Below are 26,257 nucleotides of genomic sequence, written 5' to 3'. Positions count from 1 at the left end.
TAATGAACACCCGAAAAGTTATCACTTTGCTACTGATCGCAGCCGTTGGCTTTGCGGTGTACAAGACCTTCTTTGACGATCGGCCCCATAATCCCAGGGTATTCGGCCCGCCCGCCAAAACCGAATGGAAGCCAGTGGGTGCGCGCGACGTGGGCCAGCACGGCTACAGCGTCATCCCCGAACCAACTACCTGGCATGCCATTCACGTGGATGTAGCCAATTCAGATAGCGTCTGGGGCGTCGCCGCGCCGATGTTTGAACTGGACTGGGTGGCAGAGGCTGCGTACTTCGTGGGCAATGGCCCCCTGCTTGATAACCAGGGCAACCTCTACTTCAGCCCGCAGTTCTATCACGGCGAGCGCGTGGTGCTGGTTTCACTCGATGGCCAGACCGGTCAAAGACGCTGGAGCATACCCGCCGACGACGAGATTCAGGCGAGCAGCCCGGCATTCATATTAAATGACCCGGAGAACCCCGGGGAGCAGATCATCTATATCGTGGGCTATGACCGCGTCATGGCGCTAAGGCCAGATGGCTCGACGATCTGGCATAAAACCACGGGGCTAAAGCTTTCCGCTGAGGACGCCGGCAACAAAGACAAGACCAAGTTTCACAGCCTCAACTATCACCCGGCGACAGACTCGCTGGTATCGATTACCAAAGCCGGAGGCATGTTTGCCTTCAACCGCAAGACTGGTGACCTGATAGCGACTATCGGACAAATACCCGGCGCGCCCGCCATCAGTGGCACAGGGACGAATATACCCAAATTTATTCTCAATAGGGTCGATCCGCTGATGGATAAGGCCTTCGGCAAAACCGATGCCGGCCTGAGCTTGTTCTCATCCGCCGTAAATTACATCTACGGTGGCGGCGGTATGGTGACCAACTTCTTCAGCATCGATCCTGATACCAGCCGTATTTATATGGCCGCTACCGCGCCAGATGCAGAAGATGGCACAGAGGACGGCAGATCCGAACTGGGCGCGATTTATGCCCTCGACTTAGTCAATACCGTGGATGCCGGCAACGGTGGCCTGGAATTTCAGGTATTGAACCGCAAGACCTTCCAGGGCGGCACCGGATCAACACCGGCCCTCAGTGCAGACGGTCAGCGCCTGTATATGTCTGATAACGAGGGCCATGTTATCGCGCTGGACAGCGAGTTACAGGAAGTGTGGCGCGTGGATGTAGGCGAGCCTCTGGTCGCCTCCATCACCGTGGCTTCGGATAACAATGAGCTGTATGCGGTGACTGCCAAAGACGTAATCCAATTGATCGACAACGGCGACAACGGCAGCCGATCGTGGACGGCCGAGCTAACCGGCTTTGATGGATATGCCAACGTGGACGTGCAATCCAACGCTCTGACGGCAACGGCCACCGCCAACGGTGTGGTTGTTATGATCGGTGGCGGTAAAACCATACTCGGCAGGACCCTGATGCTGCATATGGGTATAGGCCTACTGGATCGCAAAACCGGCAAGCTGCGCTACTTTGCCGAGGGCCGGGAAGATTCCCTGGCCATGAGCGTGGTGGCTGCCGATGGCAGTATATATGTCGCACACTCACCCTTACGGCGCGCCGTGGGTAAGGCCCTGTATCCGGATTTAACGCCGGATGTTACGGGCGGTATTGCGCGCTTTAAACCGATTCGCCTGGATCTATTGGCTCGAGACGCGGTCTGCGCGGCCGAGGCGCGCGCCGCCAATGCCAGCAATTTGGACAAAGCTGCCGAGTCGGCGGCGATCAATACTGATATCCGGCAGATCAAGATATTGCTTAAGCAGGCCGGCAACGCGATAGAGAAAGCGGTAGATGATGGCGACATGAGAGCTGAGAAAGCCAGTACGCTGGGTGATTTACTGGCGCAAAGCGCTGTCAAGCTGACTCCGGCCAATCTGGAGCTTGCGGTAACAGAATTGTCCGCTGCCTGTGGGATGTTTGACTAGATCAGGTAGTTAACATCACTGGCGGGGGTATCGGCAAATTAACTTTTTGAGACTGCCCTAATCCCACCCTGATTCTCAAGCAACCGCCCTACTCCATTCTTCAAACGCACTTATCCTGAGATCGCGATAGTGCTGAGCACGTACGAGATGCCTACCGAGGTTGAACAGATTACTGACTGCTGCATGCACACCCAGGAACCGCTGTGCCTGCCTTGTGGATTTGAACCGCCGCATCCCCCGCTCCCTCACCCTAGTCGCCTCGTGCGATTGCTCTGCCCGATTATTCTCATACTGCTTAGTACTATGGATCGATTCAGGAATCAGCTCACGATGCGCTACGCCATAACTCCGCAATTTATCAGTCACGATCTTCCTGGGTTTTCCGCCATGACTGCGCAATAACCTCTTGAAGAACTGTTTAGCCGCAGCGCCATCTCGCCTGGCTTGAAGATACACATCAACCACTTCTCCATCCTGGTCAACAGCTCGCCACAGGTTACGAAGACTTCATCGATGTAGAAGGTATCGCCATAGCCCCGGTGCTTTCGTTTCAAACGTCTGGCGTATAGAGCACCAAACTTGTTATACCACAAGCGAATTGATTCTCGAGTGACGATGATGCCTCGCTCGGCCAGGAGATCTTCGATGTCGCGGTGACTAAGATTGAAGCGATAGTAGAGCCAGACTGCATAGGAAATGATATCTGGCGGGAAGCGGTGGCGTTTGTATGTGTTCATCGCCCGATTGTATCAACTTCGGGGAGTTAACTTGGCAGAACCGGAGCTTGTTCATACAGTGCTATCCACCTCAGACAGCTTCACCACTTCGCAGGTTGGCGTCACCACCTCGCCCTCGGCGAGAAAGAAGCGCCAAAACATGAGGCCGAAGGGTTGCCCCTCTGTGTCTAGCCAGTTGGCAACGCCAGGATTTTGGTGCGCCACTATCAGGCGGAAACTGCCGTCTTTCTCTGTCACCGTTTGGGCGCGGTTGATAGACACCTCGCGGCTACGGTAATCCAGTGTTTGCTGAAAGCGGTTCCACAGGCACAGGTTGGCGAAGCGGCAAGTTGGCCAGCGCCCGCGAATAATGAGCGCTTGGTCGGGTCCGAGAAAAAACGGTGCCATTGAGTAATGCGCATCGGTCGCGGCGAATCCGAAATCACCGGGTTTGATCGGCGCTGGAAATTCATTCGGTGTTAGGGCGACGAAGGGCGGGGGTGAGGAGTTTGCCAAGGGCGGCATCTCGAGTGTGCGGCTTCTGAGTACATTTGTGACGCGCGTAATGTTACTAGCAACGCTTGCATCTGTGGGCGAGGTGGCGGGCGGCTGCACATCCAGGCACTCGATCCGCATGCGCGGCTCCATGGCGGGGTCCAGCGCTGCAGGCTGCTCGTGTTCGAAATAGTGGCGTGTAGTCAGCCGCGAGGCGTCGGGGGTCAGCGATAACCAGTTGCGCGCTCGTGGTTCACCGCCGATATACAGGGTGAAGCTGCCGTCGTCTGCCACAAGCATTTCTGTATCGTTAATCACACCGGCGCTGTTGCTCGCCATATGGCCTTCGGCCGTGCCTTCCTCGATGGTAAGGGAGAAATACGAGGCGCCGTGCATGGAGCCGTGCAGTACATAGCGGTATTGCGCGCTCAGGGGGGCGTCAAAGTAGACGGCGTCGGGGTTATCGCCGGTAAGCTTGCGGCTGGGCGTAGTGATACGTCTTAGATCAGGTCTGGCAGCGTCCTGTTCGAAAAAGCCGACCATGCTCGCTTCTAAAATGTGCATCAGTGCGCGGTGGGAAACCGCAACGTCCTCCTCTGAGTGCAGGTTCCACTCGGGGCCGGACCAACGCTCATCGATTTCTGTCAGCGTATCGATGAGTGATCTCAGTGCAGTGCGGCTGGCTGTTTGCATGGGCGGTGCTCTCTATTATGTGGTGACGCTCTTGGCGCGGTGTGGGTTGACGGTCTCATAGGGAATATCAAAACGTTCACGGTAGAACATCAGTGTTTTGTCTACCGTGTCCGCATTCAAACCGAACTGGTCCAAACTGTATTTATGCGCGCCGTGTTTGTGTTGTTGGTTCTCCGCCAGCCAGGCGCGCATGCCGGCCTTTGCCTCTGGTGTGAAGGGCCTGTCGAGAAAATCATAAACGCCTTGAATAGTATGCTCCCAGTCTGCTGTCATATCGGCATAGCGCAGATCGTACTGCTGCTGTGGTGTGGCCAACGTGTCCCGTTCGGCGAGATTCTTGTGTAGCATTCGCTTGGTTTTCGTCAGCCATTCACTGCCTACCCACTGGGGGGTTATCTCGTCGTTGTCGCGTACTAAAGAATTCCAGGCCATAGAGCAGGACGAGGCAACAACCTTGATTGGGTCACGGTGCGGGCACAGTAGTTGTGCGTTGGGGAAAACATGTAACAACGCGTTGAGGTCTTGCATATGCTGTGGCGATTTCAATATCCAGGGTTTGTCTTCAGGGTCACCGCGAAACCATGACACCAGTTTTAGCAGGCGTACCATTTTTTCGTAGGCCGCGTGCTGATCGTGTGTCATCGACCATTCTGCAAAGGCGGGAATTTGATTTATAACTTCAAATAACTGCGTTGAAAAACCGTACTGCAGCATGCCAATTTCTTCCTCGACTTCTAGCGTTCCCAGCGGATGAACGGCTGCGATCTGAGGACTCATGTACAGCACAGCCTTCAGGGCTCGGTCCAGATTGGTAATACGGGGGTCGATAGTACCGGCCTCGCGCGCGGCAAAGGCCTCCTGTGTTGGCACCGGATACACGCTTTCCCAGGACTTCAAATGCAGCAAGTTTGGGTCTGAGGCGAGCAGGCGGTGAAGCCGTGTGGTGCCCGAGCGCGCTAGTCCCACAATCACAATGGGGTCGGGGATTTCCCGGGCCAGAATTTCAGGATAGCGCTTAAACAGTTCCTCTGCTTGTAAGCGTCCCCTCAACAGGCGCTGAATATTTGCGCGAGCTAGAAATCGTCCAAGAGGGTTAAGAGGCTGCATTCTTGTGGCCTCAATAAGCACGCCCAGAGGTTCGAGAAAACGTTCGTCGCCAAAGTCATCGAACCCGGTGGCTTGGCGGGCATCGTCCAGCAGCGTGCGTTGGTCGAGTTCGAAGCGTGCGAAGCCTGCGGCATTGGCGCCACGCAACAAGCCATTGATCAGCCGTATGGGCAGACGGTGGTAATCTGTAGCGCGAAGAATAGGGCTGATACTCACTGACAGTGTCCTTGTTTTTATTTTTTTTATTACTCGTGTCTTAGATGGAGCAACATGTCGACAAGCGCTTTACGCTGACGGCTGGATGACTGAGGATGTCTCATTCTGCGCTCACACGCTCAAGGGCTCTGTGCTTGGCAATGACTGAAACTAATCCAATGGACAACATTTTAGCCGCTGCGCGTCGCTGTTACATCAACAAAGGCATTGCAGCGACGGGTATGAAAGAGGTCGCCGCTGCCACAGGCATTGCCCGTTCGACGCTGTATCGCTACTTTCCGGGGCGTGATGAGTTGCTCATTGCCACCGTTAAGGAAGAAATGCTCACGCTTAACGGCTTTATTCGCGAGCGGCTCGATGTGAAGCTCGAGCCTGCGCACCAGGTGGTGGAAGGCTTGCTGTTGGCGATCCGTGAAATACCACATCGGCCGCTGTTGGCAACTGTATTTGCATCGGAAGAGGGCAGTCGAGCGCGCCAGGTGATCTGGCAGTCGGCGCTGATCGTGCAATTTGGAGAAGAATTGATGGATCACGTGGTAGGTCCGGCCAGCGTCGCCGGGCTGTTGCAAGATACAGCGCCGCCCGAGGTACTGGTGGAGTGGGTTTACCGTCTGCTGCTGTCTTTCCTCACATTGCCCAGCAATGTCATTGGTAGCGAAGAAGAGCTGCGTGCTACGCTGCACGCGCTTTTGGTGCCGGTTCTTCTGAAGTAGTGTCACCGCTTACCACGGCGGTCGCCATCATCTCGTGCGCGCAATTGTAGCCGGGCAGGAAGGTCACTCCTGGTCCCGGATGGCAAGACGCGCCGCACAGGAAGAGGTTGGGTATGGGCGTAGTGTGCCCTGTGCCGTCGATCAAGCAGCGCTCGCCGATCATCTGGTCGGGATGCAGCAAACCGTGTGTCCAGTCGCCGTTGGTGACGCTATGCATGCTGGCAAAGTGGTCGGCTGAAAATATTGCCTGATCTTCAATGAGCTCGCGAAAATCGGGAAAGTAGATACCGATATGCTCGATGATGTTCTCGGCAGCTGCATCGCGCAACTTGCCGCGATGCGACTTGTCGGCATCGCAGGGGAAGTAAAAGCCATAAGCCGTAGCAATGTGATAACCCTCAGGCGCAAGTGTTGGGTCCATGACTGTAGGCATCTGGAAGGCCAGTGGTATGCGTGCAGGGAGTTCGCCACGTAGGCAGGTCTCGTAAGCGGCTTGTAATTCTTGCGGGTCCAGCACCATCGCGCCACCAAAGTGTGCGCCCTCAATTGCATTGAGGCGATTGAGATCTTCGGAATACGTTGGCTGCCCCTTCAGTTTAAATAACATGTGTACGAAGGCACCCTTATGGGTAAAAGCATCGACCTTTCCTTGCTCGTTTTGGGCTAGTCCGTGCTCCGCTAAAAGGCTATTAAAAGTAGCCTGTTTGTCGAGATTGGACACAATGGTATCTGCATACAGTTCAGTGCCATCTTTTAATTGCACACCGATAGCGCGCGTATCTTGGGTGAGAATTTTACTCACGCGCTGTTTTAAGCGCACTTCGCCGCCGCGATCAGTAATCTGCTTTGCGAGGCTTTCCGACAGGCTACCCATACCACCGCGCACGCGTTGCATCAGACCTTCTGAGCCTTCCTGTGCCATGGTGTAAATCAGGCACAGTCCGGAGCCGGGTGTATACGGCCCCTTGTAAGTGGCCTGTACAGCGGCGAATGCCATGCTGGCGCGCAACTCATCATGCTTTACTGGGTCGGGGAAAAAGCGATCAATAATATCCATTGCCGAACCTTTGAAAGCCAGTTCCAAATGTTCGCGCTTTTTTTCCGTACCTGCCTCAGCGATGAGATCTTCAAGACGGCGGGGCACCTTGCGCGCAGTAAAGCGATCCAGCACTCGAGCTGGATAGGCGCAGAATTTCATCAGTTGTATGAAACCGAGCATGGCGCCGGGTCCGAAGCTGCGTAAAATATTAAAGGCGAGTTTCACCGGGCTCTTGAAAAAGACGAGTGGTCGCTTGCCAGGGCCTGCGAGATTCACCGCCATCACGGGGAGGGGAATGAGCTCGACGCCATGGTTCTCGAAATCAAAGTAATCGCGAATTTCCCTCGCTAGAGGAAACAGGCAACTGGCGCCAACCTCGTTGCGACAGCCTTTCAGTATCTCACGTGTGCCGCCCATACCGCCAACGTAGTCGTTCTTTTCCAGCACCAGGACACGACGGCCGTTGCGTGCCAGTACGAGAGCAGTGGCGAGGCCATTGTGCCCGGCGCCGATGATGATACTGTCGAAGCGATTATTGGCTGTGGTTTGCGCGTTCATACCCGATCTCCAAGGCGCTGTGCCAACTTGTTCTGGATTCATATCGGACATATTATGAGAAATGTCCTATCACGACAAGCGCGGCGTTATCGCGAGCCCTGCGCTGCTTCCGGTGGATCTGCAGGGCTTGGAAAGCGCAAAATTGAGGAGTAATACAATGGCGGCATGGTCTGATACAGCGCGCATGGCAATGATCGGAGGTGCCTCGGCCTGGCGCCTCGCCATGGACGTCTGCGCAGATTTGTTCGGTGGCGCCATGCCATACGATCCGGACAAGGTAGCGACTCCCGTTGCTTTATCGAAGTTGATTAATGAGGGTCTGACAGACCCAGATAGGGGGCCTGTGCGCATCACCCAGCTGTCACAGCAGGACATTCCATCGGTGAGCAGCAATTGTTATAACCTCGTACTGTCTGTTGAGGAGGCGGAGGGAAAATTGCCCGCCAGCGTCTTTGTTAAACTGCCTATGGCGTCTTATGCGACGCGCTGGTTCATGAATATTATTCAGTCCTGGCGACTGGAGTCTGATTTTTTTCGCGATGTTGCGCGAGGTCTTCCGCTGCGAACGCCCATCACGTACGCGACAGCCTGGCGCGGCAGCCGCTTTTTCCTCGTGCAAGAAAACCTGAATATTGATCCAGCTGTCACGTTGTTTACTAATCCGGACATGATGGAAGGCCCGTCGCTCGCAACGGTGCATCTATGCCTAGATGCCCTCGCGCGTCTGCATTGCCACCACCATGGCCTGAGCCGTGAGCAGCAAGAAGCAGTCTTACCCTATCGTTACCACCCATTTTTGTCGCCGCAAATGGGCGTGATCTCGCGCACGTTGAACCGTATGGCACTCGAACCCTTTATGCGCAAACACCCGGGTATTATTCCTCCCGACGTGGCGCAGGTTTATCAGCGAACTGTTAGCGAGTGGCCCAAGTTGCTGAAATATTGGTTTGGCGGCCCGCTATCACTACTGCATGGCGATAGTCACCTTGGGAATTTTTTTGTGAATGGCAACGAGATGGGCATGCTGGATTGGCAGGCCGCGCATTGGGGCAAGGGTATTCGCGATGTGCAGTACTTTCTTTCCAATTCGTTGCCTTCAGGTGTACTGGCAAGTTGTGAACGTGACCTGGTAACTTATTATGCCGGCCAACGTGCTCACTATGGTGCTCCTTTGGATGCATCGGATGCTTGGGAGGAGTATCGTAGTTTTAGTTTTCATCCCCTCATGACGCTTATTGTGTCAATCGGTTTTGGCGGGCTGAATGAGGAGCAAAACACTGTGTTTACTGAAGTTCTGCGTCGCGCAGTCGCCTCAGTACAGCGTTTAGACTACGCTCATTGGCTAAAGGGTTATCTTGCCAACGCTTGATGGTGTACAACGGTTTTGACGAGTTAACTCATCGTGACCGATCAAATTCCGCGGACGGTAATCAAGTTAAAGCCATTCCTCATTCTTCAAACGCACTCATCCTCAGATCCCGATAATGTTGAGCCTTGACCAGATGTCTACCGAGATTGAATAAATTGCTGACAGCAGCATGGACACCCAGAAATCTCTGCGCTTGACCGACCAATTTGAATCTTCGCATCCCTCGCTCCCTCACCCTGGTCGCCTCGTGAGACTGCTCAGCCCGATTATTCTCATACTGCTGGGTACTGTGGATCACCTCGGGCATTAACTCCCGGTGAGCAACGCCATAACTGCGCAGTTTATCCGTCACGATTTTCCTGGGTTCACTGCCATGGTTATGTAGCAACCGCTTGAAGAACCGTTTAGCCGCAGCCCCATTCCGCCTAGCCCGTAGATACACATCAACAACCTCGCCTTCCTGATCCACTACTCGCCATAGGTAGTGCTGCTTACCGCTGATCTGAATGGTCCGGCACACCGGCGAAAACTTCATCGATGTAGAAGGTATCGCCGTAGCCCCGATGCTTTTTCTTCAATCGGCGGGCATAAATGGCTCCAAACTTGAGACACCAGAGACGGATCGCTTCTCGGGATACGGTGATACCGCGCTCGGCGAGAAGGTCCTCGATATCACGGTGACTTAGATTGAAGCGGTAGTAAAGCCAGACGGCGTAGCTGATGATATCGGGTGGGAATCGGTGTCGCTTGTAGGTAGTGATGGGGCGATTCCATCAATTTCGGGAAGTTAAGTTGGCAGTACCCCCTAGTTGCCTATCGGCAGTATGATCGTGATTCGGGCGCCATCATTGAAGTTCTCTGCAAAAATTCTTCCGCCCATGTCGCGGACAATGCCATAACTTACCGATAGTCCTAAGCCTGTTCCCTCGCCTATTTTTTTGGTTGTATAAAACGGTTCAAAAATACGCTCGAGTATGTCTTTTGGAATGCCGCCGCCAGTATCTTCAGTTGTAATGCGCACATTTTCGTCATCCGCACTCACACCTAATAAAATCTTGGCGGGGACATCTTTGTCAGACATCGCATCTCGAGCATTGGCAAGCAAATTCAAGATTACCTGTTCCAATTGTATGACATGTCCCAAAATAGATGGGCAGCTCTTAGGAAGCTCAGTCACAATCTCAATGCCAGACAGCCGTAATTGTGTGCCCATCAGGTCAAGCGCGTTCTCAACTGCAAGTCGAGGATCAATGACTTCAGGTTCTTCTTTCGCTTCGCGCCCAAACATTCTCAAATGTTGGATAATAGCAGCAGCTCGACCTGTCTGCGCTATTATGCGGTTTAGCTTTTTCTCCAGATATTCGGGGTCAGCCGTGTCTGTCGCTATCTTCCTGCGGCCATTTTCTGCTGCCACACGAATCACATTCAGTGGCTGGTTCAATTCGTGGGCAACTGAAGTCGCCATTTCGCCCAGAGTTGCCAGCTTAGACGCCTGTATTATTTGAGCTGATGCTTCTTTTCGCTCCTTTTCCTGTTCTATCTGCATCCTATTTAGCTCTGTAATATCCTGACCTACGCCGACCACGCCGATGATTTTACCTGATACATCTTTACGCGCTGTTGAATTGAGCAAAATAGAGATACTCTCCCCAGATTTCGTGATCAGGTCTAGTTCAAAGTTGGAAATTTCTTCGCCCATCATTGTATTGTTCAGAACATCTGCGATCGAAGCCCTGTAGTCGTTAGTGCGAAAGAGCGCATCACCAGGAAAAGCTGTAGCAAAGCTGAGCCCTTCTAACTCAGTTTTTTTGTAGCCTGTAATTTTTTCCGCCTGTTGATTCCATTCATTGATTTTTCCTTCTGAATCTACGCCAAAGATCGGAGCGTTGGCCGTATCAATCAAAATGGTCAAATCGCGCGCAATATTTGCGCTCTTGATTAGCGACAAACTGAGTTGATGAGACTTCGAACGTACACCTGTGACTAAACGCAGGACCACATACGAAGCAGAGATTCCGCAAAATAAAATCCACCCCAAAGCTAGGAAGCCCTCGCGCCCCTCGTTATAGGGTCTGATGCCAGTAGGGATAAGCGGTTCGATTAAAAAGGCGAGATGCGGCAAAAAGAGAAAAAGAGCAGTGGCAACGGACGAAAGAATGAGTCCTTTAACGCCAAAGCCGACTGAGCATAAGACTATTGCCAAAACGAAGGAGGCTTCCCCTGATTGAGAGATGCCGTGCTGTAGATTGGCAGACGCGCCGATTGTCATGCAACCCACTACAACAATAACGAGTTTGTGGCGCGACAATATGGGTATGAAGCAACTCAATACGAATAAAAGTGCGACACTACAATGAAATGAGTACAACGTGAGCCAGCCAGTTTGAAAGTATCGAACAAGGCTGAACGGCAGCAGCAGAAGGATAACTGCAGTAAGCCAATAAAAATATTTATCTGTAATTGGTTCCAAAATCTCTTTCAGAGGAACGATTTTAGCGTGCATTTTCTTGTTTGCCTTAAGCTGCCGAGGACCCGGCTAGGGTTCTAGTAATTAAAGTTCATGAATCGATAATAATCAAGCGCGTTGTCTTAGCCAACCACACTGATCCACGGCTCGACACAGGTAATACTGCTTGCCATTGATCCGGAAGAAAATTTCATCGATGTAAAATCTATCGCCGTAGCCTCGATGCTTCCGCTTGAATTTTCGGAAATAGTTAGCTTCGCATTTGATACACCACAGACGGATGGCTTCTCTTGATAAAGTGATACCACGTTCAGCGGCGATATCTTCAATATCGCGGTGGCTGAGATTGAAGCGATAGTAGAGCCAAACGGCGTAGGAAAATGATATCGGGTAGAAACCTGTGACGCTTATAGATAGCCATCAACAGAGTCTACCAATTTCGTCCGAAAACTAGTAGGCTACATGAAGGGCACCGGCTTATCACGCCAAACAGGCGTGAGATTTAACTGACTGTAAGTAAAAAACATAACCTCCTGCGCCGCTACATTGCCAAGCCAAAGCTGGCAATTGACCGCCATGTCATCAGTATCATACCGCAACAGAGGCATTGCTAAATTGACCGCCCCTGTCACAAGAATTTTTCCTTTTTCTCTTGGTTTGCACCACTCCCCAATTTTCCTTAACAATCTCCACGTGAAAAAATTCATCGTGTACATGGTATTTTCAGAGTAATACACCCACCTATACAAAACCCTCGTCCCTAAATAAGATAAAAGTCTGCTATGCTCAAGCCATAATGAAAATACCGACCCCCAAAGCTTTCGAGCGACGCCCTTACGCTCAAGAGCAATTTAAAGCTATCACTGCCTGGGCAAAAGATAATCATCCATTCTATCGAAAATGGCTACAAAACTGCGAAGAAAGTGTGCCCTTACTAAGCCGTGTCGACATTCTCGAGAATAATGATCAACTGTTAGACGGTCATGCCGTCACTGCCACCACCTCAGGTTCTACCGGCGTACCGGTCAAAACTGCCTGGTCCAAGGATCGTATGGCGTTAGAAGGTGAAGTTACTAACCGTTTTATATCCTGGTTGGGGGGACGTCTTGGGGTCACCCGTTTTATACATACCGATAATCCCGGTGAAGACTGTCGGGACGTCAAAACGCCGGTGGCTGAGCAGTTGGCTTTTATTAAGCAGCGTTTCACACAGCATAAGGCAACCGCCATTACAACCTATCCGAGCAACGCTGAGCGTTTGTGTCATGCAGTATTTGAGCAGGGCCTTGATATGCACTTTGTCCAGCGGTTTGGTGTTTTCGCTGAAGTGTTTGAGCCTTATCAGGAAGCGTTAATTAAACAAGCTTTTCCTAATGCACAAATCTGGAGTACTTATAGTGCGCAAGAAGTGGGCATGATTGCTGGCCGTTGCCCCCATCACCCCAAGTATCATCACGTGCTAGCTGGTAAACTCGGAGTAGAGATTTTAAATGACGATAACGAACCCTGTGCGCAAGATGAAGTCGGACGGGTTGTCATCACTGATTTTTTTAATACGGCCATGCCGTTGATACGTTACGATATCGGTGACCTAGCAGCCTGGGGCGAATGCCCCTGCGGTAAAATTGATTTCCCCGCTTTTTCAACTATTCTCGGAAAAATTCGTGGCTCTTTATTGCATCGCAATGGTGAGCGCGTGCCTTTTACGGAGTTATCGGTTGCCTTAAGAAATATTGAAGGCATGCGGCAGTATCAGGTGATTCAGGATGACGTTGAACATTTTACCGTGCGTTTGGTGCATTTAGCTAATGAGCTTACTAATAGTTTGCACCAACAGGTTGAGGCAGCCTTTCAGCAGCATTTTTCTTATTTGCCTAAATTGACTGTTATAATGGAAAACGAAATAGAAAGGGAAAAAAACGGTAAATTTTATTCTTCAAAATGCACTGTTTAGGTTTTTTTGCCTTTTGCGTAAATTAATTCCCAGGGCAATTGCCACTGATTGTTAGTTTCTGAAAAGTGCAATCCCAATCGGTCCAATTGGATGGCAACGTCTTCAACTTCGACTGTGGTTAAATAAAATAAATCTTTGCAAAAAAAAGCGGCGCCTTCGCGTTTTTCAAACTGCCAATAAAGCTTCACGACTTCTTCATTGCAATCTTCCAAACCCTGCTCCTGCATTAATTCGGTGAATTCGCCCGCTGCAAAAAAAATACCGTCATGACCCTGAGGCGTGTGAAAATCAACAAAACCGTTTAAAAAATCTCCAGTCACACTGCCCAAGGCAACATCGGCAACCGCCAATTCGCCACCGGCTTTTAAAAGCCTGCTCCATTCTTTCAATACGGGACGACGGTTGGCAATGTGGTGCAGACCAGCCAGACTGCCAATGGCATCAAAGCTGCGATCTGCAAGAGGAATACTATCGACAGGACAATTCACGGTAGTAAAAGAGGAGTCAATCATTTGACCAAAAGTGGCTGAAGGCTCAATACAACTAATGGCAATACTGCGTTGTAATTCTTCGACACCATCTGCGAGGTATCCTCCACCGGCAGGAACATCACAAAAGCTGGTTTTATCGCTTAAATCAAGACGCGATAACAAAGCAGTACGCTCCAATAATCTTGCGATAGGGTAGTCCCGGCAAGCCCGGTTATAGTGAGCTCCACGAAAATCGAAAATATCAGTGTAATCGAGCTTATTCATTGATTATCATCGCATCCATTGAACATTTCTTCGCGGTTTTATTTTAACAGCTATTCGGTAAATGGGCTATGCAGTTGATTTTATAGCTTCATTCGACAATATTATTGCAACGTTAATTCTAAACAAATTATTCCTGTCCCCGGATAATTTTTTTACCACGAAAATCGTCACCTATCGATCTCAATGCATCATGAAAACAAAAAACGGAAAGCTAAAGAATGCAATAGTCAGCATGGAGTGTGCGGAGTCAAAGAATGAGTGACCTGTACCAAGTCAGTACCGCCTGAATACATCAGCGCCTATTTGGACTAGCATATCTTCGATATCGCGGATATTAAAATTGAAACGAGAGTAAGGCCAGGCTGCGTAGCTGCTGATCTCGGAAAATAATCGCTGACGTTAATAGGTATTCATGTGCCAATTCTCGCTATTTAGTTCAGCTAACTTGGCGTTCCCCTTTATTTAGACGACAGCCGCCCAATCCCGAACAAGCTCAGCGCTTTGTAAAATATCAGAGAGGGGTGAGCGACAATGTCTATAACTTTCTGTGTCAGCGGATGTCGCTGGCGTTGAATAAGCGAATGGCGTTGACTATTTCCCTGAACCAATTGGTCAGCAATAAAATCGATACTTTGTTCACTGAAACTTCTATACCTTTCAACTTCTATTTGTTCAGGGCGACCAAGGTCAATGTCATATTCTTGTTCGACCCATTGGACATCTACCTCGACACTTTCTTTAACCAAGTTATAGACTTCTGCTGGCGCACGATATGGTCTGCCGGGTAAATCTCTAAAGTAATCAATATCGACCAAAGTTCTAGCTGGGTTTCTAGCGCCCGCGAGCATAACAGGGCGTTGTCGATTAACACTGCTTAAAAGTAGTGCGCCTTCATGGCTTATACTCGTGTTTATCGGTTTGCTTTTGGGGAAATCGTCATCTGCAACAATCCCTATTTGCCGAAAGAATGCTGCCGTCAGTCCACAATCTTGTTGCACAGCATCCGCGAAGCTGTATGCAATTAAATTTTCTTTGCCAAAGGCATTTTCGAGTCTCGTAAACAGCTTTTTGAACAGATAGTGCGGGGGATTAGTGTACATAGTCTCCAGGTCTTCGCCTTTTTTCAACCGTTGCTGAATTTCGCTTGAAAGTGCGTGCACTGGATGTCTTAAGCAAGCAACTACAGTAATCGACTCGGAAAGCTCGTTTAGCCAGTTAAAGAGTTCGGTCATTTGAGCCTGTCGAAAGTGCCCTACACTCTCCGCGGAAAGTAGTAGTTGATCCGCTGGAGTCTTTTCAAAGCTGCGCAAAAGTCGATTCATCGTAAGCTTATTGAACTTATCGATCGCTTGCTGATCGGGTATACCAATTTCAGATAACCTTTGACGAACCGCTGGTGCGTTAGAAAAAAGAGCCCGAAGTAGAACGGAATGGTTGCCTTCATAACGATCAGCGTGAGAAAAGCGCCGCGGATAATGCACATCGTACTTGGTCTCAAGCAATTCGGCGTTAGCCAGAATGTCTTGTTGAATAGTTGTGGTGCCTGTTTTTCCTAGTCCGATATGAAGAAACAGTTGCTTGAATTTTTTTGCATGCATTCTGAAAGACCGTTATTGATAATTACCTATCGTTTCTCAGTTCGACGCAAGTCTATTTGCGGCAAAGCCACTATACAAGAACAAAATGACGGAGCGGGGCCCCAGCATGCGATGCCCGCTTTCGCCTCACAGCGCATATTCTGATATAACTCCGTTCGAATAGTTGATCTCGCTGAACTCTGTTATGAGCACACATGCCTAAACGAAACCGACCATCAAAGCTTTGCCCCGTTTGCCTGCGCGAATTCGACTGGCGAAAAAAATGGGAGCGCGATTGGGAACAGGTTAAATACTGCTCAAAAAAATGCCGCAGTAGTCGCTCAACGGGAAAAACGGTGAATACCACCAGCGAAACATAGTAGCCGCGCCGCAAGCATTAGCTTATCGTTAGTGACCGCTTTGCAGATATCATAGATCCACACCAGTCAGTTGGCTGCCAACACGGTCCCTTACTGGATATTACGGAAGTCACAATATTTCGCACATGCTGAATTTCGTCATCCAAATGTGCCTCCACCCACATCTCTTCCCCAACGGCCATATGCCCACTGACACCGGCGGGATAACTATTCAGGTCGACCAACACGCCATAAACCCACATTTTTTCGCTGAGCACATTGTTCTCTATTAGGCGCTATTTACGTAAATGCATATCTGACTGGCATAGACTTGAGTCCACCGACGAACATCGCTTCAACCCACTTAGGCTCTGCTGCCAGCTCTATCCAGTCAATCCGAGAGAGCAGTACCTTGAAAAATATTTCTATTTCCAGCACCGCAAGGTGTTGACCAAGGCACATATGACCCCCGTAGCCAAACGCCATCTGGTTACGATTGTCGCGCTCAATGTCGAATTTATGAGGATCAACGATAGCGCGCTCGTCTCGATTCGCTGCGGGATACCAAATGGCAAGACTCTCGCCTTTGCGTATTATTTGGCCGTGAAATTCTACGTCTTCGGTGCAGGTGCGCATCATGTGGCGAACGGGCGACACCCAGCGAATCATTTCGCGCGCTGCGGCGTTAGCCAGATCTGGATTCGCACGCAGTTTATCCAATTGCTCAGGAAAATCGAGCAATGCCTTCAAACCGCCGCTGGTTGTCGCCGAAGTTGTGTCGTGGCCGGCAGTAGCGGTAATAATGAAATAGCTGATTTGGTCAAGTTCTTCCATTGGTGACCCGTCAACGATCGCATTGGCAAGCACTGTAGCGAGGTCATCCGTAGGGTTATTCTTACGGTCTTCTACCACATTTTTGAAATAAGCGAAAAAATCAAGCAATACACCCATGCCGTCACCTACCTCGTTACCGCGGCCTTGATCTGGGTCCTGACCGCCGAACAACTCCTGGGTAAGCTTCAACATCATTTGTTCTTCTTCTGGCACAACCCCAATAATTTTCATAATGATGCGAAGAGGGTAAAGCAAGGCCACGTCCTTTACGAAATCGCATTCGCCACCCATGGCTTCCATTTTGTCCACATACTCATGTGCGATAGCCTCGATCATGGGTGTGAGCTTGCCGATGGGCGTTGGCTTGAACCAATCTCGAGTAACACTTCTAAGCTTGCGGTGTTTGGGGTTGTCCATGTGAATCAGGGTTTCCAAGCCATTACGGGTGCCAAATTGCTCTAGCAACATTTTCTCGAATTCTTGCGGCACGATGACTGTGCGTGGATTGTTAATAAACAAGTCGTTGTTCTGACTGACGTACTTAACGTCCTCGTGGCGGGTCAATACCCAGAAGGGCTCATAATCAGGATGATCAAGATAAACCACTGGGTCATTGTCCCGAAGGTGATCGAACAGAGCGTGCATCGTAGTTTCATTTCCCATAATGGCTGGGTCTAGGATATCGGTCGAGCGATGCATGAAAAGTCTCCAAATCTGTAGCTGAGTGTGCGGAAAATGCCGAGCGCGTGATTTTACCCAATATCAGGAAATCTTGCTCAGCTATCGCCATCGTCTGACTGAATCAGACAATTCTGGCAAAAGGACGAAGCCTACCGCTAATACCGTGACTTTGACAACGACTGAGCGCCATTTCGCCACCCACTGTGTACACCGCCATGAATGTTGAGTGACGCCTGCCCTTAGTGGAAGGCAAACCTGGAGATTCATTTGCCGATGCTGTCAATTATGGGAAGTTAATTTGGCCATGCCGGATGGAGAAGTAATATTAAGGAAATTCTGAGCCCAATCTTCTGACCCCTACTGTTGCTGAGGTCGGTTGATCAAAAAAAGCCCCGCTGACAAGGAGGTCGCCGGCGGGGCTCAGGTTAGCCGAAATGCGCTGTCGGGTAACCTACTAGCCGATAGCTCTATGGTCACTAAAGGGTAGCTGCGGACACTCTAACCAAACATTGTCTACTGATTGTCAACGCATCTAGTAAAAGTATGTAAATGAAATGGGCTAATTACCTCCGAATTGCAGCAAGGAAACGGCCGTTGTTGAAAAGGCGACGGCGTACGCCAATATATCACTGCGTTCCACTCTTTGAAGGCCTGCAGCCTCACTCTGAACTTGCAGTGTTCAGGGCGTTTGACCGGCATTCAATGCAGTCAGCGCCTGGTAGGTTGCTACTTTCATCCGAAACTGAGTCGGCCACGGAGAAGCCACCAATTGAGTCATGACGATTGCGATCAGGTCTTCCTCAGGATCGATGATGAATTTTGTGTCAGCTATTCCGCCCCATGAATACTCACCCTGGGATGTCACTACGCCACTGATAGCAGGCTCCAGCATTACGCCAAAACCCAAACCAAACCACTGACCGGGATACAGGTGAGACTCCGGGAACTCATTAAAGCCATTGTTGCGCACTTCAGGCGTGAGATGATTGCGTGTCATGTACTGAACGGTTTTTGGCCCCAGAATACGCACCCCATTGTAACTGCCACCCCTGCGCAACATGTCACAGAAGATCATGTAATCCATAGCCGATGACACCAATCCTCCAGCGCCCAGAAAGAGTGTCACATTACTGTAGGCTGGCAACATCCCTACTGGCGCAGGTATAAGCCGGTTGTCTTGCGGATCCCAAAGATGATTTCCCGCGAGCCGTAACAACTTATCCTCAGGCACCTCAAAAAACGTATCATTCATTCCAAGGGGTGTGAAAATTCTTTCCTTGAAGAAAACATCCAGCGCCTTGCCACTAAGCTTTTCGATCAGAGCACCCAGTACATTAGTTGCAGCGCTGTAGTGGTAACGGGTTCCCGGCTCATAACGCAGCGGCAGTTGAGCCAAAGCATCAATATAAGCATCCAAATCGGGGCTCCAATTTAATTTCGCTTGCTCATACATGGCATCAACAGGATTATCTGGCCTGAAAGTCGTCGTCATTCCAGCGGTGTGGGTAAACAGCTGTTCAATCGTGACTTCGTAGCCGGCTTCCTCTATTTCTCCATCGTTATAAATACGAAGATCACCCAACTGTGGAAGGTATTTTGATACCTTGTCAGTCATCTGAAATGCACCCTCCTCATACAGCATCATCAATGCCACTGAAGTGATGGGCTTGGTCATGGAAAAAATTCTGAACAGGGCATCTGTAGTCATGGGTCTTTCATCGTCCACGCCATAGCGACCGGCTGCCTCAAAGTGAACGATTTTCCCATGGCGCGCCACCATGGTTACTACCCCTGCATGCTCGCCTCTGGCCACCTGGCCCTGCGCAAAATCAGTGATTTTCTGCAGGCGTTCACTGGAGAATCCAACCGACTCAGGAACGGCCATTTCAAGCCCGTCGTTGAGTGTGCTACCCGCAGCAAGCATCGAATAAAAAAGCGCTGTGACCAAGGTAACAACAAACTTCATATTAAATCTCCAAATTGATGGCTGCGCCGCAATCAGGCAATGATCGGCGCCCATGAACATTAATGGGCGAGCCACCAATGATACAGGTGAATTTAAAGGTATTGCTTAGGCCCCCACGGGTGCCCGCTTTTGCAGTTGCAGACTCGTACGCACCTCGGCAGCGGTCATCAGCGTCGCTCCCAGATTGGTAGCGATGGTAGCCGCTCGCTCGACCAATTGAGCGTTAGTGGCCAACTCGCCCGGGCCCAGCCAGAGGTTATCCTCCAGACCAACCCTGATATTGCCACCGGCGAGCATGGCGGCGGCTACAAAGGGCATTTGGTTACGGCCGATTGAAAATGCCGAGAAACTCCAGTCTGCCGGTGTATTGTTGACCATCGCCATAAAAGTATTCAAATCGTCCGGCGCTCCCCAGGGGATTCCCATGCACATCTGTATTAACACCGGTGCCTCGATAACGCCCTCTTCAACCAGCTGGCGGGCAAACCATAAATGCCCGGTATCAAACACCTCGATCTCAGCCCGAACACCAAGGTCAGTGATCATTTGGCCCATAGCACGTAACGTACCCGGCGTATTCGTCATCACATAGTCTGCTTCGGCAAAATTCATGGTCCCGCAGTCCAGGGTACAAATTTCGGGCAAGCACTCAGCAACATGAGCCATGCGCTCAGTAGCCCCCACCATATCGGTACCTTCAGCATTCAGGGGCAGAGGCGATTCTGGGTCACCAAACACCATGTCACCCCCCATACCCGCCGTCAGATTTACCACGACATCGGTGTTGGAATCACGGATACGGTCAACCACTTCACGGTACAAATCAGTGCGCCGACTTGGTGCACCCGTGTCGGGATCACGCACGTGGCAGTGAACAACAGCGGCGCCGGCCTTGGCCGCTTCGATAGCGCTAGTGGCAATTTGCTCTGGCGAACGTGGCACGTGGGGAGATCGATCCTGGGTACCACCAGATCCGGTTACCGCGCAGGTTATGAAAGGTTTTAAATTAGCGGTTAATGGCATTAGGTCGCTCCTTTGCTAGGTAAGCTCACTTCTTTCGTAGGGTGCTTAAGATATACTGTAATTGCTAACAATAGCATCACCAAACAGATCATGCGCTTCCATCCTGTGGAAGCTGCGAGAGAGCGATGAAGATAACAGAACCCGGCAGAGAAGTTGAGGTTATACATCAAACCGACGTACTGGTTGTGGGCTCTGGTCCCGGTGGACTCGCTGCTGCGCTGGCAGCCGCAAGGGCCGGCGTCTCGGTTTGCCTACTAGAACGCTACGGTTGCTTTGGCGGCAATATCACAGCCGTTGGTGTTGAGGGCTTTGCCTGGTACAGACATGAGCAGACCATCGACAGCGAAGGCATCGGCGTGGAGTTTGAAACCCGCGCAAAGGCCATGGGGGCCGCGACACCTGAGCCACAATCTGATAGCTACGCCATTGATGGTGAGGCCTTCAAAAATGTGGCTGACATTCTGGTGATGGAAGCGGGCGTTACACCAATGCTGCACCGAATGTTTGTCGCCCCCATCATGGAAGGCAACGTCATTAAGGGTGTTATTACTGAAAGCAAAGCTGGACGCGAAGCCATATTGGCAAAGCGCGTTATCGACGCCACAGGTGACGCCGACGTTGCCCATCGCGCTGGCGCTGCGACGATCAAAACTCCAAAAGAAGACATGATTGCCGTATCGGTCATGTTCTCCATGTCTGGTGTCGACAAGTTGAAGTTCATCGAAAACATCAAGGCCAACCCCACCACTTATCGGGACTGGGACTATGGAGAGTGGAATGTAGAGACCTCTGGCAAAGAAGACGGCATGTTTTCACCCTTCCTGCGTAAACCTTTTGATCAGGCAAAAGAAGCAGGATTGATTCCCCAGAGTCTCAATACAATAGCCGGAACCTGGGGTGCGCTATACGACAATGGAGACCTCACCTACCTAAACCTGGTGCACTTACCCAACCTGGATGGCACTGATCCAGACGACCTGACCGAAGGGGAAATTGAAGGTCGTCGCCAGGCCATGCTGGCAGTTGAGGCACTGCAGCGTTTCAACCCCGGATGCGAAGGCGCCAAACTGCGCAATTTTGGCATGACTCTTGGAGTGCGCGATACCCGCAAGATCGACGCGCTTTATAATATGACGGCCACTGATGTTCGCCAACAGGGTCGATTCGAAGACAGCATTGGTATATTCCCTGAATTTCTTGATGGCTACGGCATTCTGATCCTGCCAACTACCGGCAGATATTTCCACTTACCTTATCGCACACTCTTACCACAGGGCGTGGAGAATCTGTTGGTTGCCGGACGCATCACCGGCGGAGATCGCGACAGTCATGCCGCAACCCGCAATATGATGTGTTGTGCAGTCACCGGCCAGGGGGCCGGAGCCGCCGCCGCTATTTCAATCAAGGATGGGAAGTCTCCAGAAGAACTCAACATCAGCCGCTTGCAGGACGAACTGAAACGTCAGTCTGCCCGCATTCATTGACCTCTAATCATCACACCAGGATGCAAATCATGCTGCTGAAAAACTTCGTCGACGGAAACTATCTGGATAATACCAGCGGTGAGCTGTTCGCCGTTATTAATCCTGCTACCGGGGAAGAGATTTATCAAGTCGAAGTCGCTGACGCTGGTGTTATCGCTGCGGCAGTCGACAGTGCGCAACGAGGTTTCGCACTATGGTCTGCGATGACAACGATCGAGCGCAGCCGAATACTGCATCGGGCCGTTGCATTACTCAGAGAACGTAACGACGAACTGGCGCGAATCGAAGTCGCCGATACCGGCAAGCCCTGGCAAGAGGCATCTACAGTAGACGTAGTTACCGGAGCAGATGCCATTGAATTTTTTGCCGGACTAGCGCCCGCTATTGAAGGCAATCAGCAGGATCTGGGAGGTGACTTCTATTACACCCGCCGCGAACCACTGGGCATATGCGCTGGAATCGGGGCCTGGAACTACCCGCTACAAATAGCCTGTTGGAAAGCGGCTCCCGCACTGGCATGTGGTAACGCTATGATCTTCAAACCATCGGAGGAAACCCCCCGCGGCGCAGTCATGTTGGCGAACATTTTCGTCGAAGCCGGCGTTCCCGCAGGCGTATTTAACGTTGTTCACGGAAATGGAGAGGTAGGCGCACAGCTAAGTTCTCACAATGAAATCGCTAAAGTGTCCTTTACGGGCGCCGTGACCACAGGACAAGCTGTGATGGCATCCGCAGCGGCAACCCTGAAAGATGTGACTATGGAACTGGGTGGAAAATCCCCTCTCATCGTCTTTGAAGACGCAGACATAGAAGAGGCCGTGTCTGCGGCCATGCTGGGTAACTTTTATACCCAGGGCGAGATTTGCACCAACGGCACCAGGGTCTTTGTTCACGATAATGTAATGCCAGCGTTTACCGAGCTACTGCTCAAGCGCATCGAAAATAATATTGTGGCGGGCGATCCAATGCGTGAAGACACCAACTTTGGCGCCCTCATATCGGCTAAGCATCGAGACAAGGTGCTGTCTTACATCGACAAAGGCATCGCTGAGGGAGCCCGCCTTTTGTGCGGTGGTAAAGCGCTGGCGCCACCCACCGCCATCAACGGCTACTTCGTGGCACCCACCGTGTTCGCAGATTGCCGAGATGACATGAGTATTGTTCGTGATGAAATTTTTGGCCCGGTGATGTCACTATTAAGTTTTTCGGATGAAGAAGAGGTTATCAGGCGGGCAAACGATACCGGCTATGGTCTTGCAGCCGGTGTCTTTACCAAAGACTTGCGCCGTGCTCACCGGGTCATACATCGTATGCAAGCGGGCATATGCTGGATTAATGCCTACGGAAACTCTCCCGCGCAAATGCCAGTGGGCGGTTATAAGCTTTCTGGAGTGGGACGTGAAAATGGCATGGAAACCCTAAAACAACTCACCCAGCTGAAATCGGTTTACGTGGGTATGACACCGCTGGAAAGCCCCTTCTGAAATCACAGTTGGGGATCGGTACACTGCCTAATCAGCTTAGCTGATCGTCAGAGTTCTGATCCTGGAGTTCACTTCATTGTGCTCGACATAGAAACCGCGCAGGTGCCGCTCACCGCTGCCAGGATCAAAGCCCTCTCGCCCATGCAACACCCGGCGGTTATCAAACATCACCATTTCACCGGGCCCCAGCGTGTGGCAGATTCGGTACTGAGGTTCTCTTATACGCTGCATCAGTCCCTGGTAAGCCTGGTAAAAATCGAGGAGTTGGGAGCTCGGCAAATCCGGAACATCAGCGATATGTGCATTAAAGGCCAGGCCCGACAAGTCACCCATTGAATCCAGCTCTATGATGCTGCGACGAAAACGCACATCATCATTTTCATCATGGAAACGCCAGGGTATTTGCAAGCCACTCAAGAGATCGAAATCATCCGGTGCCTGTGCGCGTAAGTCAGTGCATATGCGAAACCCGTCAGCAAATACGGAGGCACCACCGGTAACGCTGTTGCGCAGGCAATGCAGAAACTGATACCCGGGTACCTGCTCCTGATTGGGTAAGTCAGTGTGCAGTGGCAGAGCTAAAGCGGTGTAAGCGAGATTATTTGGCGATGGTTTATTCACAACTTCGAAGGTCGTTCCAAAGTTGGTCCGGCGCTTGAAGCCGATCAACTCACCCAGGTTCTCCCCTGCCTGATCGTCATCCTCAAGGCCGTCAAAAATAACCAGGCCATGGCGTTTGGCTTCCTGCAGCGCTTCAACCAAGGTGCTGCCTGACTCCCGGCACAGCCTCGCATCAAAAAGTGGAATCGCCGGCAGGTCTGCTGCAGACCAATAATTAAGACTGACCACGGCGGGGTCAGCACGATGCTTTCCCGGCCGGTTTTCCAGCAGCCAGTCCAGTGGGTAAATCGACTCAGACGACTTGTCGTGCCATTTCACCAGCAAGTGAGCAGACGCTTGCTGCCACGACTCCGGTGAGATATCCAGGGAGACCGATGTCAGGTCAAAAAGTCGCTCACGAGTATGAGGATGTAACTCTCCTGGATCGTTATCCCGTAACCAGATATACGGGTACGTCGCATGAGTGCCGTCAGACCAGACAAGATGAAATACGGTGGAATCGCAGTCCACTGACAATAGCTCAGACACTGATGACTATTCCTCTCGTCGCCCCAAAAGCGCCAGACCCGCCAATGTGAATAATCTGGTATGGTTTGATTATGGGCCCAGCACACGGGCGTTTCCAGTCCAACAAATATAATTAGAGACACTATGCCCACTCTTGACACAAACCCCGCAGAAATGAAGCCCAGTAACGACTGGACAGTATTCCTTCCCTCCCTGTTGTTGGTCGTGTTACTCGGCGGCGGGCTTATCGCCTACCCCGAGCAAGGCTCCCATCTCACCAGTCTCGCCATGGACTTTGTCACCGGACAGATCGGTTGGCTTTATCTCATCCTCGGTGGTGTCGCACTGATTTTTGCTGGCTGGCTGGCTTTTGGTCCCTATGGCAATGTGTTGCTGGGCCCGGAAGGCGAACCGCCCGAGTACGGCGAACTTCACTGGATAGCGATGATGTTTACCGCCGGCATAGGCGGCAGCATGATCGCCTGGGGAGTCGCAGAACCGCTGTCCTACCTGCAAACTCCCCCCTTCGGCATAGAGCCGCACTCGGCCGACGCCCTGGAGTGGGCACATGTCTATCCCATATTCCACTGGGGAATTATCCCCTGGGCCTTCTACGCTATCCCCGCTGTGCCTGTGACCTACATGCTTTACATCAAGAAAACCCCGATGATGAAAGTGAGTGCCGCCTGCGAAAGCGCTTTCCCCCTGACAAAGCACCCGGTTGCCAGTCGCCTCATCGACGTCATCATTGCCCTGGGTATTGTCGGCGGCACCGCGACTTCCCTCGGTTTGGGTGTCCCATTGGTCTCGGCAATCATTGCGGAACTGTTTGGCGTTGTAGATAACTTCACCAGCAAAATGACAGTTCTTATTCTATGGACAGTGATCTTCGGCGCCAGCGCTTACCGAGGCCTGAAAAAAGGCATCAAGGTACTCGCTGATTTCAATATGATACTTGCCTTCGCCGCCCTACTATTTGTGCTGGTTTTTGGACCCACGCTATTTATTCTCAAGCTGACGGTAAATACAGGTGGCCTGCTGATCGACAATTTTTTCCGCATGGCGTTCTGGACCGACCCTATCAGTCGCTCCGGTTTCCCTGAAGCCTGGACCATTTTTTACTGGGCCTGGTGGATTGCGTTCGCTCCTTTCGTGGGCTTGTTCCTGGGGCGCATTTCGCGAGGGCGCACCATTCGCCAGATCATTCTGGGGATCATCGGCTGGGGCACACTTGGAACCACCACCTTTCTGAGCATCATCGGTGGCTATGCGATCTACCTCGCCAAGACCGATACCCTGCCGGTAGAGGAGATCCTCGCCCAGGCCGGCATGGCGGTAGTGACAGTGCAGGCCATCAATCATTTGCCAGGTGGGAATGTTGCCTTAATGATCTTCCTGGTACTGTGCGTGATTTTTTACGCCACAACACTGGATTCGGCCGCCTACACTATCGCCAGCGTCTGCAGCAAAAATCTGCCTAATGATCAAGAGCCTCCTCGAATCAGTCGAGTCGTCTGGGCGTTCGCACTGGCGCTACTAGCGGTCGGCTTAATTGCTACCGACCGAATAAAAATTATTCAGGCTTCCACCGTGGTGTTCTCGCTGCCGCTGCTACCCGTTTTGATCTTAATGTGCGTTTCATTAGTAAAGTGGCTTAAAGCAGATTTTGGTACAACCACTAAGTGAA

19 protein-coding genes and 3 pseudogenes are annotated in these 26,257 nt (G+C 51.4%); 8 read left to right on the top strand and 14 right to left on the bottom strand.

Going from position 1 to position 26,257, the window contains the following annotated elements; genetic code table 11:
- Positions 1–2 precede the first annotated feature (2 nt).
- Positions 3–1,952 carry an outer membrane protein assembly factor BamB family protein gene (locus EYC87_RS15500; RefSeq protein ID WP_279253658.1) on the top strand — a complete coding sequence of 650 codons (1,950 nt, stop codon included), beginning with the start codon at positions 3–5 and terminating at the stop codon, positions 1,950–1,952.
- A gap of 75 nt (positions 1,953–2,027) precedes the next feature.
- On the opposite strand, the pseudogene EYC87_RS15495 reads toward EYC87_RS15500, so the two are convergent.
- From EYC87_RS15495 to EYC87_RS15485, 3 genes and pseudogenes are all read right to left on the bottom strand, one after another.
- Positions 2,028–2,689: pseudogene (locus tag EYC87_RS15495) on the bottom strand (IS6 family transposase).
- A gap of 51 nt (positions 2,690–2,740) precedes the next feature.
- Positions 2,741–3,856 (bottom strand): DUF1214 domain-containing protein, encoded by a 1,116-nt coding sequence (locus EYC87_RS15490; protein ID WP_279253657.1) that lies wholly within the window; start codon positions 3,854–3,856, stop codon positions 2,741–2,743.
- A 15-nt stretch (positions 3,857–3,871) separates the two neighbouring features.
- Positions 3,872–5,179 (bottom strand): sulfotransferase family protein, encoded by a 1,308-nt coding sequence (locus tag EYC87_RS15485; RefSeq protein ID WP_279253656.1) that lies wholly within the window; start codon positions 5,177–5,179, stop codon positions 3,872–3,874.
- A 158-nt stretch (positions 5,180–5,337) separates the two neighbouring features.
- Here EYC87_RS15485 and EYC87_RS15480 point away from each other — a divergent pair, with 158 nt between their 5' ends.
- On the top strand, positions 5,338–5,892 hold the full coding sequence (locus tag EYC87_RS15480) for a TetR/AcrR family transcriptional regulator (protein WP_279253655.1): 555 nt from the start codon (positions 5,338–5,340) through the stop codon (positions 5,890–5,892).
- On the opposite strand, the gene EYC87_RS15475 is transcribed toward EYC87_RS15480, so the two are convergent.
- On the bottom strand, positions 5,852–7,489 hold the full coding sequence (locus EYC87_RS15475; RefSeq protein ID WP_279253654.1) for a phytoene desaturase family protein: 1,638 nt from the start codon (positions 7,487–7,489) through the stop codon (positions 5,852–5,854). The genes EYC87_RS15480 and EYC87_RS15475 overlap by 41 nt on opposite strands.
- Before the next feature lie 157 nt (positions 7,490–7,646).
- Here EYC87_RS15475 and EYC87_RS15470 point away from each other — a divergent pair, with 157 nt between their 5' ends.
- Complete coding sequence (locus EYC87_RS15470) at positions 7,647–8,858, top strand: phosphotransferase (RefSeq protein ID WP_279253653.1); 1,212 nt, start codon at positions 7,647–7,649, stop codon at positions 8,856–8,858.
- A 79-nt stretch (positions 8,859–8,937) separates the two neighbouring features.
- Here the strand turns inward: EYC87_RS15470 and EYC87_RS15465 are convergent.
- From EYC87_RS15465 to EYC87_RS15455, 4 genes and pseudogenes are all read right to left on the bottom strand, one after another.
- Positions 8,938–9,619, bottom strand: a pseudogene (locus EYC87_RS15465) (IS6 family transposase).
- A 44-nt stretch (positions 9,620–9,663) separates the two neighbouring features.
- Entirely contained in the window at positions 9,664–11,361 is a 1,698-nt protein-coding gene (locus tag EYC87_RS15460; RefSeq protein ID WP_279253652.1) for a PAS domain-containing sensor histidine kinase, read from the bottom strand.
- A 230-nt stretch (positions 11,362–11,591) separates the two neighbouring features.
- Positions 11,592–11,746: pseudogene (locus EYC87_RS19505) on the bottom strand (IS6 family transposase); the annotation flags it as partial.
- Positions 11,747–11,783: 37 nt separating this feature from the next.
- Positions 11,784–12,041, bottom strand: coding sequence for a hypothetical protein (locus tag EYC87_RS15455; RefSeq protein ID WP_279253651.1), 258 nt, complete (start codon positions 12,039–12,041; stop codon positions 11,784–11,786).
- Positions 12,042–12,121: 80 nt separating this feature from the next.
- Between EYC87_RS15455 and EYC87_RS15450 the strand changes: the two genes are divergently transcribed.
- On the top strand, positions 12,122–13,279 hold the full coding sequence (locus tag EYC87_RS15450; RefSeq protein ID WP_279253650.1) for a phenylacetate--CoA ligase family protein: 1,158 nt from the start codon (positions 12,122–12,124) through the stop codon (positions 13,277–13,279).
- Here EYC87_RS15450 and EYC87_RS15445 read toward each other — a convergent pair.
- Entirely contained in the window at positions 13,276–14,034 is a 759-nt protein-coding gene (locus EYC87_RS15445; protein WP_279253649.1) for a class I SAM-dependent methyltransferase, read from the bottom strand. The genes EYC87_RS15450 and EYC87_RS15445 overlap by 4 nt on opposite strands.
- 458 nt (positions 14,035–14,492) lie before the next feature.
- Complete coding sequence (locus EYC87_RS15440; RefSeq protein WP_279253648.1) at positions 14,493–15,632, bottom strand: hypothetical protein; 1,140 nt, start codon at positions 15,630–15,632, stop codon at positions 14,493–14,495.
- 194 nt (positions 15,633–15,826) lie between these two features.
- On the opposite strand from EYC87_RS15440, the gene EYC87_RS15435 reads away from it, so the two are divergent.
- Positions 15,827–15,991, top strand: a complete 165-nt coding sequence (locus EYC87_RS15435; RefSeq protein WP_279253647.1) for a DUF2256 domain-containing protein — start codon at positions 15,827–15,829, stop codon at positions 15,989–15,991.
- A 279-nt stretch (positions 15,992–16,270) separates the two neighbouring features.
- Here the strand turns inward: EYC87_RS15435 and EYC87_RS15430 are convergent, their stop codons facing one another.
- From EYC87_RS15430 to bcoG, 3 genes are all read right to left on the bottom strand, one after another.
- Positions 16,271–17,503 carry a cytochrome P450 gene (locus tag EYC87_RS15430; protein WP_279253646.1) on the bottom strand — a complete coding sequence of 411 codons (1,233 nt, stop codon included), beginning with the start codon at positions 17,501–17,503 and terminating at the stop codon, positions 16,271–16,273.
- A 661-nt stretch (positions 17,504–18,164) separates the two neighbouring features.
- The gene (locus EYC87_RS15425) at positions 18,165–19,451 is read right to left on the bottom strand and encodes a serine hydrolase domain-containing protein (RefSeq protein ID WP_279253645.1); all 1,287 of its coding nucleotides are present in this window, start codon (positions 19,449–19,451) and stop codon (positions 18,165–18,167) included.
- Between the two features lie 105 nt (positions 19,452–19,556).
- On the bottom strand, positions 19,557–20,474 hold the full coding sequence (gene bcoG, locus EYC87_RS15420) for a 3-dehydrocarnitine:acetyl-CoA trimethylamine transferase BcoG (protein ID WP_279253644.1): 918 nt from the start codon (positions 20,472–20,474) through the stop codon (positions 19,557–19,559).
- A gap of 125 nt (positions 20,475–20,599) precedes the next feature.
- On the opposite strand from bcoG, the gene EYC87_RS15415 reads away from it, so the two are divergent.
- Both EYC87_RS15415 and betB read left to right on the top strand, forming a co-directional pair.
- Positions 20,600–21,958, top strand: coding sequence for an FAD-dependent oxidoreductase (locus EYC87_RS15415; protein ID WP_279253643.1), 1,359 nt, complete (start codon positions 20,600–20,602; stop codon positions 21,956–21,958).
- Between the two features lie 29 nt (positions 21,959–21,987).
- Positions 21,988–23,442: a betaine-aldehyde dehydrogenase gene (betB, locus tag EYC87_RS15410; protein ID WP_279253642.1), complete on the top strand. Its 1,455-nt coding sequence runs from the start codon at positions 21,988–21,990 to the stop codon at positions 23,440–23,442.
- A gap of 36 nt (positions 23,443–23,478) precedes the next feature.
- Here betB and EYC87_RS15405 read toward each other — a convergent pair whose 3' ends face one another.
- Positions 23,479–24,591: a TauD/TfdA family dioxygenase gene (locus EYC87_RS15405; RefSeq protein ID WP_279253641.1), complete on the bottom strand. Its 1,113-nt coding sequence runs from the start codon at positions 24,589–24,591 to the stop codon at positions 23,479–23,481.
- Positions 24,592–24,714: 123 nt separating this feature from the next.
- Here EYC87_RS15405 and EYC87_RS15400 point away from each other — a divergent pair, with 123 nt between their 5' ends.
- Positions 24,715–26,256: a BCCT family transporter gene (locus tag EYC87_RS15400; RefSeq protein WP_279253640.1), complete on the top strand. Its 1,542-nt coding sequence runs from the start codon at positions 24,715–24,717 to the stop codon at positions 26,254–26,256.
- Position 26,257 lies beyond the last annotated feature (1 nt).

Source organism: Candidatus Seongchinamella marina (assembly GCF_026262685.1).
Taxonomy (GTDB): Bacteria; Pseudomonadota; Gammaproteobacteria; order Pseudomonadales; family Halieaceae; genus Halioglobus; species Halioglobus marinus.
The sequence above is the reverse complement of the archived record's forward strand: the minus strand, read 5'-3'. Positions and strand labels throughout refer to the sequence as shown.